Here is a 7,166-nt window from a genome sequence, read left to right on the forward strand (position 1 = left end):
TTGAAGATGCCAATAAGTATACGGATGAGAAAATTAGTGGTCTTGTCAATGATGGTGTTAACGAGTCGAAATCCTATGCGGATATGAAGTTTGAGACATTGAATTATGCTATTCAGGATGTTCGGAAAGAAGCAAGACAAGCTGCTGCTATTGGTCTAGCAGTATCTAATTTAAGCTATGACGATACACCGGGAAAATTAAGTTTTTCACTTGGTACGGGTGTATGGCGCAGTCAATCTGCACTTGCTATTGGAGCTGGTTATATGTCTGAAAATGGAAGATTTCGCTCTAACGTATCTGCAACAAGTGCTGGGGGACATTGGGGTGTAGGTGCTGGATTTAGGGTAACACTGAATTAACAATAGAAAATTCGAAATAAACTTTCCTTCTCTTATCAAATGCGTTACATGTGCCATTTAAAGAGAAGGAAAGTTATTTTTATCATAAATGAATAGCAATAAAAGATAAGGGCGTATTTCGAGTAAAAATATATTTTTTATTGTGAAATTTTATATGAAAAAATCATTTATCATCTCCAAAAGGAATTATTTGAATAATCGATATTTATTTTTAAGAGAGTTTTTCCTTCTTGTCTCATCAGACAAGGGGAAAATTTTTATAAGAAGTGATATTTTACACAGAAATTCATAGAGTAGTATACTTGTAAAGTTTTATAATAATATATTCTGTAATAATAATTTTAATGGGACTAATTAACAAAAAAATCACAAATGCAGAGTGATGTTTTCATATAAATTAACAGCATACGTGTAACCGCACAATATTTGAAAACTATACAGTTTATAGTTTACAATAGAATATCCACTGGGGGTATCCTTAAAGAAATAAAAAATCTCATTTTTTCCTTGCTATTTTTTAATAATCTGTATAAAGTGCGAAAAATTAATTAAAGGAAACTAGAAATCTTCTCGCAAAGCGGGGTGCGGTAAGTTATGGCAAAATTACAAAATCACAATTATCTGATCTCAAAAAGCTTTAAGAGATATAAATATAAAACTCAGGGGTATCTCGCTTATTTTTACGGCAGAAGCGTAATAACCCTACAAAAAATGCTCTAAATTACTCAGCAAACAACTTAACTAACTTCCGCAATAAACATCTTTTATTGCCTATTAAACACACAACACCTAATAATAGTACACAAACATGTTTTTTCTACACTTCGTTCACCTTTCTTCACCTTTAAATTTAAAGGATCTGCTAAAGAAAACCCCACCTCCTTAAAGGAGGATAAATAAAAACCTTATTAATTGGACTATCGATCCCGTCGACTACTATATCATTGATATCTTAGATAGTCCTCTTCCGCATTATGACAACCCCAATCTTTTATAAAACAAAAAAATAATCTCTGGAGCTTAGTAGCACCGGAATGTGTCTTTTTAATGTTTTTAATATCTTTTTCTTACTTAGAGGATTTATTATGAAAAAAATATATACCACACCACGCACACTAGCAGTGAGTAATTTAAAAAAATCTTGCTCACCTTATCGATTACCTTTTATTAAAACGCTTTCATTGGTTTCGGTAGCTGTCTTTTTATCCGGTGCTTCTCCTGTTTCTGCTTGTGATGCGTGGGGCAATATATCGCAGTATTTTGGAGCAGGTACAAATGTACTTAAAGATATTGCACCAACTTATATAATTAACGGTAAAGTGTACAGAGATGTTGGCTCTGCATTATATGGTTTGGAACGTGAAGTTGCGGGCAATAATCTTGTTAAGCAAGATAGCTCAGGGTTTATTACAATTGGTGCGAATGCACGTGGCAATAGAATAAGCATTGAAAATAGCTCTCATGAATTGAGAACTCTTACTGGTGTTAATAATGGTGTGATTTCGCCATTCTCGTCTGATGCAGTTAATGGCTCCCAAATTTTTTCTCTAGGTCTTGCTATTTCTAGCTATTTTGGTGGTGGTGCTGGATTTGATAGAGTAAAATGGACGCCTCCTACTTTTAAAGTTAAGGTTTTTGATAAGGATGGTAATGGAGCTGAAAAGAGCTATCATAATGTTGCAGATGCCTTTACAGGCGTAAATAGTTCTTTCACGAATCTTGATAAAAAGATTGAAAATATAGTCATTAATTCGGCAGGGAATAACCTTGTTAAGCAAAATAGCGCTGGACTTATTACGATTGGTGGAAATGAAGCTGGTAATAGAATAGATATTGCAAACAGTGTAAATGCTCCACGAATTCTCTCTGGGGTTAGGGGTGGTGCATTTACAGCAACATCGACCGAAGCAGTAAATGGTGGCCAGCTTTATTTTATGGCTCAGGCATTTGCGAGTTATTTCGGCGGTGGTGCTGGATATGATGACGCTGGAACGTGGAATGATCCTACTTTTATAGTTAAAACCTTTGATAAGGCTGGTAATGAGGCTGAGAAAAGCTATAAGAACGTTGCAGATGCATTTGCTGGTGTAAATAGAGCTTTAACAACTTTGAATCTTGGTATTGTTGAGATAAATAATGGCCTTGGTATTGGTGAAACAGATGTTCCACCGGGGGATGATTATAGGAAGAATATTACAGCCGGCTTTCCTTTTATGAGAAGCTCACCTGTTGCCATGAATGGGGAGGAAGATTCAACCCCGATAACTATTGCTTCTTACTCACCATTAACTCAAGTAAGTTTTTTGAGTAGTAAAGGTAAAACTCGGCGTCTTTTTAATATTTCTGCTGGTGATATCTCAGAACAATCAACTGATGCGATAAATGGTTCACAACTTTATGCTATGAGCAATGTCGTTGCTCGTTATTTTGGTGGTGGTGCTGAGTATAAAGATGGAAACTGGAGTGCTCCTAATTTTACAGTTAAAGCCTTTGATATGGATGGTAATGAGACTGAGAATATTTATACGAATGTTGCAGATGCATTAGCTGGTGTAAATAGTGCTTTAACAACTTTGAATCTCGGTATTATTGATATAAATAGTCGCCCTGGCATTGTTGAAGTGTATTATCCACCGAAGAATGATGATAGGAAGAATATTACAGCTGGCTTTCCTTTTACGAAAAGCTCACGTCTTATAAGAAGCTTACCTTTTGTCATAGATGAGGCGGAAAATGCTATGGATGAGGAAGATAATTCAACCACGGTAACTGTTGCTCCTAGGGAAATGTTAGAAAAGTCAACTTATGAGGTGACTGACAATCAGTTTTCACAGATGAGTAACAGGGTAACAGAAGTTGAAAGTAAGGTAAACAGCGTTACAAACAGGGTAACAGAAGTTGAAAGCAAGGTAAACAGCGTTACAAACAGGGTAACAGAAGTTGAAAACAAGGTGAATGTTGCGGTTAGCTATGATACCGATGATAGCGGAAAGAAAACCAATAGCATCACTCTAAAAGGTGTCGATGACAGTGAGCCTGTTTTGATTACTAATGTTAAAGATGGAGAAATTAAAGAAGACTCTAAGGACGCAGTGAATGGTGGTCAGTTATACAAGCATACCGAGGAGCAGATGAGGATTACTCTTGAAAGTGCGAACAAGTATACGAATGATCAAGTCTATGAAGGTGTTAATGCGGCGAAATCCTATACCGATATGAAGTTTGACGCACTAAGTTATGATATTACGAATGTGCGCAAAGAGGCTAGGCAAGCAGCAGCGATTGGTTTGGCGGTGTCTAACTTACGTTACTTCGATGATCCAGGATCTGTGAGTGTTTCATTTGGTGGCGGTTTTTGGCGTGGACAATCTGCCTTTGCGATTGGTGCAGGTTATACATCTGAAGATGGCAAGATTCGTTCTAATCTATCAGCTACCAGTGCTGGCGGTAAGTGGGGTGTAGGTGGTGGAATAACTCTAAAATTAAAATAACACCAGAGAATATGAAAAACTACAATTTAGCTGAATTTTCGCCCTTGTCTTAATAAGGCAAGGGCGAATTTATATTATCAGAGTAATATACTTATAAAGTCTCATCACAATATATTCTATAGGAATAATTTTAGTGAGATTGAATTGAGTAAAAAATGAAGCGCTTTAACAAAAATTTTACAAATGCAGAGTAATATTATCATATAAATTGATAGAGTGCATAATTGCACAGTATTTTAAAACTGTACGTTTTGTAATTTCATTAATAGAAAATATCCATTGGGGGGATATGCTTAAAGAAACAAAAAAATCTCACTTTTTACTATTTTAATTATTTTCTCTGTAGGCAGCAGTGGCAATGAAGGCAATGAAACTAAGACTCATTTTGGACAAAACGGAGATACCTCAAACTGAACTGTAAAACAGAACCTCTACATAAGTCTATAACGCGTAAAAGTTATGAATTTTTATTATAGAGAATTTTACGATTACATAAATCAGAAAGACTCATTCTGTAAAAATAATTAAATTCATTTTCTTCTTGCTATTTTGTTCGAAAGTCTATAAGACTCATTCTGGAATAAACAGAACAAGAAAAATTCTCGCAAAGGGAGGTGCGGAAAGTTATGAAAGAATCACATAATTATCGTCATTTTGCTTTAAAACCCTTCAAGAAAAATGACTCGAGAAATCAAGAAACAAATCGCTTGTTCTTGTGATAAAACCGCAATAATCCTATAAAAGTTTTACCTGAACTTATCACGGGGTCTAAATAACCTAAATCTTTCCCTCATAAACATTCACTGTCCGTTAAGCATACAAAACGAACTCTTTTATTTCAAATAACTATAACACACATCTAACAGTAGCGCACAAATATGTCCCTTTCATTCTCTATTCTTACCCACAAATTCAGAAATTACTACAAACAAACAACTTGCTTAAAGGCAGAATAAACCAAAACCTCACTAACCAAACTATTAATCAACGTTAATCGCAATCTCATCGGAGTTCTAATCTGCTCCTTTCAATCTTTGCGAAAAACCTAAGCTTTATAAAGAACAGACGAAAAACAAATCCTCAAATCACCTTTAGTGCTGAAATGTGTCTTTTTAATGTTCTTGATATGTTTTTCTTACTTGGAGAATTTATTATGAAAAAATTATGTACCACATCAAAGGCGCCAGTGGTGAATGGTTTTAAAAATTCTTGCTTGTTTTATCAATTACCTTTTATTAAAGCACTTTCAGTGGCTTCAGTGATTGTTTTTTTATCAACCCTTTTTCCTGTTTCTGCTACTGCTCATATTGTAAATGACGTATCAAACGATTTTAGTGGTGCTACAAATGTGCTTAAAGGTATTCCGCCAGCTTATATCGTTGGCAGTAAATTATACAAAGAGAGTGGCTCTGCAGGTATGGGGGATGAAGAAAACTTCAAAAACTTAAAATATAATATTAACTTTCAAACTAAAAATGCTTTTGATACTGCATTTGTGGGCAGTGAAGGTTATGAGAATGTAGTGGAGGCATTTTCTGGCGCTAAGAATGATTTCACAAGTTTGAATCATCAGATTATTAAAATAAAAGAGTCTCCTGTCATTGAGAAGAAACAAAATAATCTATCTCAAGGGTATGATCAGCACGAGAATATAGACAGAGGCAACCTTCCTTTTATGAGAAGTTCACTCCCGTCACTAAGTCGAGCGGATGAAGGCAAGGCGGTAACTGTTGCTGCTAGCTCACCATTAACGAGGTTAACTATTAAGAATAGTGAAGGTAAAACACGGCTTCTTTTGGATGTTTCTCCTGGTAGGGTCTCAGAAGTCTCAACCGATGCTGTAAATGGTTCCCAGCTTTATATCCTAGGGAGCAGTGTTGCAAAATCTTTGGGCGGTAATGCTGAGTATGAAAATGGCGCATGGACAGCACCTAAATTCACGGTTAAAAAATTTGCATCTGATGGCAGTGTTTCTGACTCGACTTATGACAATGTCGTATCTGCCTTTGCCGGTGTTGGTGATTCTATCGCGAATATTAAAAATGAGATTAGCAAAGAAATTGCTGGTGAAAAAAGTGATTCTTTAATCTGGAGCCAAACGGCGAATGCCTTTGTAGCGACACATGGTGAAGAGAATACAAGTAGCAAGATTACGTCTCTTAAAAATGGAGACATTACAGCAACCTCAACTGATGCCATAAATGGTTCTCAGCTTCATACCCTAGGAAGCAGTGTTGCAAAATCTTTAGGTGGTAATGCTAAGTATGAGAATGGCACGTGGACAGCACCTAAATTCACGGTTAAAAAATTTGCATCTGATGGTAGTGTTTCTGACTCGACTTATGGCGATGTTGCATCTGCCTTTGCCGGTGTTGGTGTTTCATTCGAGAATGTTAAAGATAAATTTAATAATATTAAGGATGAAATTAGCAAAGAGATTGAAAAGGACATTACGGCTGCTAAAAATGACGCTTTGTTGTGGGATAAGTCCAAAGGTTCTTTTGTAGCGATACATGGAGACAAGAAAGAAAACAGCAAGATTACATCTCTTCAAAATGGAGATATTTCTGCTATTTCAACGGATGCAGTGACGGGTAACCAGCTTCATAAATTGGGCGATCAGGTAGCAACATATTTTGGTGGTAATGCTAAGTATGAAAATGGCGCTTGGACAGCTCCTTCTTATAAAATCTCTAATATTACTAATGATGGTGCGGTAACGGATAATACTTATAACGATGTTGGAAGTGCGTTTGCGGGTCTTGATACGAGTGTCCAGAATGTAAATACGCATCTGTCTAATGAGGTCAAAAAGTTTGATGAAAAAATAAGTAATATTACTCAATCAGTTCAAGGTGATTCCTTGTTGTGGAGTGAAACGGCTAAAGCCTTTGTTGCAACGCATGGATCAGGTGAAGCGAAGACAAATAGCAAGCTTACATCTCTATTAGATGGGGACATTAAATCTGGCTCGACGGATGCAGTGACGGGTAATCAGCTTCATGCGTTAGGTGATAAAGTTGCGAAGTCTTTAGGCGGTAGCGCTAGCTATGAAAATGGCACATGGACAGCCCCTACATTCACGATTAAGAGCGTGAAAGAAGATGGCAATACAGAAGATAAAGAATATCATGATGTAACCACAGCCTTTGCTGGTGTAAGTACTTCTTTCAGCAATGTGAATAATTCCATCACGAATATTAAGAATGAAATAGGCAAAGACATTGCCGATGTGAAAAGTGATTCCTTGTTGTGGAGTGAAACGGCTAAAGCCTTTGTTGCAACGCATGGATCAGGTGAAGCGAAGACAAATAGC

General features: G+C 36.4%; 2 protein-coding genes and 1 pseudogene. All 3 read left to right on the forward strand.

Going from position 1 to position 7,166, the window contains the following annotated elements:
* The coding region (locus ACFILZ_RS09110) for a YadA-like family protein (protein ID WP_375610959.1) at positions 1-359 on the forward strand (359 nt) is incomplete at its 5' end.
* A 1,085-nt stretch (positions 360-1,444) separates the two neighbouring features.
* Positions 1,445-3,850: a YadA-like family protein gene (locus tag ACFILZ_RS09115; protein ID WP_375610960.1), complete on the forward strand. Its 2,406-nt coding sequence runs from the start codon at positions 1,445-1,447 to the stop codon at positions 3,848-3,850.
* Positions 3,851-5,003: 1,153 nt separating this feature from the next.
* Positions 5,004-7,166, forward strand: a pseudogene (locus ACFILZ_RS09120) (hypothetical protein); the annotation flags it as partial.

Source organism: Bartonella sp. AP40SXNS (assembly GCF_042195825.1).
Classification (GTDB): domain Bacteria; phylum Pseudomonadota; class Alphaproteobacteria; order Rhizobiales; family Rhizobiaceae; genus Bartonella.

What these genes read in the sequence shown, in the direction of transcription:
- ACFILZ_RS09115 (WP_375610960.1), top strand. Translation starts at nt 1,445, where the DNA reads ATGAAAAAAATATATACCACACCACGCACACTAGCAGTGAGTAATTTA.